At 58.7% G+C, this 2,136-nt stretch carries 1 protein-coding gene and 1 pseudogene; both read left to right on the top strand.

Annotation, left to right across the window (positions count from 1 at the left end; translation table 11 throughout):
* Nucleotides 1–583 (top strand): annotated as a pseudogene (locus AC1DT3_RS18915) (decarboxylase); the annotation flags it as partial.
* A 65-nt stretch (nt 584–648) separates the two neighbouring features.
* On the top strand, nt 649–2,136 hold a 1,488-nt coding region (locus AC1DT3_RS18910), incomplete at its 3' end, for an aspartate-alanine antiporter-like transporter (RefSeq protein WP_477466761.1).

Here is a 2,136-nt window from a genome sequence, read left to right as displayed (position 1 = left end):
GTACAACATCCAAATCAACAAGACCACGCGCAACAGTGTGCTCCTGCAATAGAATATCAACAATACACGCAGTGACGTCGCGCTCCTCATTCGGGTGCTGCTGGAGCTGGCGCAGGACATCGAAAAGCGGCTCCGCAACGGCGGCGATGAAGAGAGGGCTTCATTCGAAAAGCGAGTGAAAGCTCTGATGCACGACGTGCCTGAACTGCCAAATTTCAGCCGGTTCCACGAACGATATCGGAAGGAGTCCGGCGAGGGTACGATCGAGGGTGATATCCGCGCCGCATTTTTCGACGCCTACAACGCAGCCGGCTGCGAACACATACCTCTCGCGAGCCCCGACATTGCCCGGCGATTGAGCGACGGTCCGCCGCTCGTCTCCGCCAACTTCGTGATCCCGTATCCGCCCGGCTTTCCGATCATGGTGCCGGGTCAGGTCATCACTCCCGAAATCATCGACTTCATGCGCAAGCTCGACGTAAAGGAGATCCATGGATACTCGGCCTCTCACGGGCTGAAGCTCATCCGCATCGCGACAGACGGCGCGTCTTCCGGGCGCACGCGGGCATCTCCTCGCAAATGACCTGGTGGCTAGGTCGGCAAGGTTGCAATGAGTCACGGTGATCGGCGGGAATGAGGGAGTGAAACGTGGACTACATCGTTTCGGCTTTGCGCCAGAATCCAGAACTCGCGATTTTCCTGACCATTGCCGTCGGCTTTCTCATAGGTCGCATCAAATTGGGAAGCTTCAGCCTTGGAATCGTCGTCGGCTGCCTGTTGGCTGGCGTGCTGATCGGCCAGCTCGACATCAAGGTGCCTCCTCTGGTCAAGACGATTTTCTTTGACCTCTTTCTCTTTACGACGGGCTACAAAGTCGGACCGCAATTCTTTCGCGGTCTGAAAGGCGACGCAGTTCCCCAAGTCGCCCTGACGGTTCTGCTATGCGTCACCTGCTTGCTCACCGCGTTCGGATTCTCGAAGCTGCTTGGATACGACGTGGGCACGGCGGCGGGCCTCCTTGCGGGCRCATTCTCTGAATCGACTGTCATCGGCACCGCCGGCGAGGCGATTCAGCGCCTTGCGCTGCCTGAAGCAGAACGGGCCGCGCTGATCAACAACATCCCCGTCGCCTACGCCGTAACCTACCTCATTGGAACGGCAGCGTTGGTTTGGTTCCTTCCCAAGATCGGCCCCAAGCTCATGCGTGCCAATCTCCGGGAGGAGGCTGCGCGCATGCGATTGGAGGGAGGAGCCTCGAACGACCGCGTAGAAGGTGTCGTGTCTGCCGCGCGACCTTTCGATGTTCGCGCATACCGCGTCACCAATCCAAAGCTCATCGACAAGACGATAGCGCAGCTTGAGCTACTCCCCGGTGAAGCCCGGATCTTCATTTTACGCGTCCGCAGCGGCGATCGCCTCGTGGAGGCTGGTCAGGACGTGATCGTCCGGGAAAACGACGTCATCGCGGTCATCGGGCGACAGGAGATCCACGCGACGCGTGGTACTGTGATCGGTCCAGAGGTGAGCGACCCCCTGCTCCTCGACATTCCGATCGAGTCATTGGACGTTGTCGTCACGAACCGAGCCATGGACGGTAGAACGCTGTCCGAGCTGGCGCATTTGCAATTCGCCCGAGGCGTGTTTCTTCTCAAGTTCACCCGTTCCGGAATTGAAATGCCGATCATGCCGGAAAGCCGTGTCGATAGGGGCGACATCGTTCGTCTGATTGGTCCCTTGTCCGAGGTGGAGCGCGCAGCGAAAGAGCTTGGATATGCCGATCGCCGCACTTCGGAAACCGACATGGTATTTGTCGGAATAGGCATTTTTCTCGGCGGTCTGGTCGGCCTCCTATCGGTCGTCGTCTGGTCTGTGCCGCTGACGCTCACTGCGAGCGGCGGCGCGCTTGTCATGGGCTTGGTCTTCGGGTGGTTGAGGTCTGTCTATCCATTTTTCGGGCGCATTCCGGAACCGGCAATATGGATATTTGATACAGTTGGACTTTGTGTGTTCATCGGTGTCGTGGGCCTCGGCGCTGGGCCGAGTTTCGTAGCGGGTCTGCAGGCGTCCGGAATTAGTCTGGTCTTTGTGGGACTGGTTTCAGCGTTGCTGCCCCACACGATCGGGATCCTCTTTGGT

The sequence above is a fragment of the Microvirga sp. P4_G7 genome (assembly GCF_056401005.1).
Note: the sequence above shows the minus strand (reverse complement) of the source record. Positions and strands in the feature narration are given on the sequence as shown.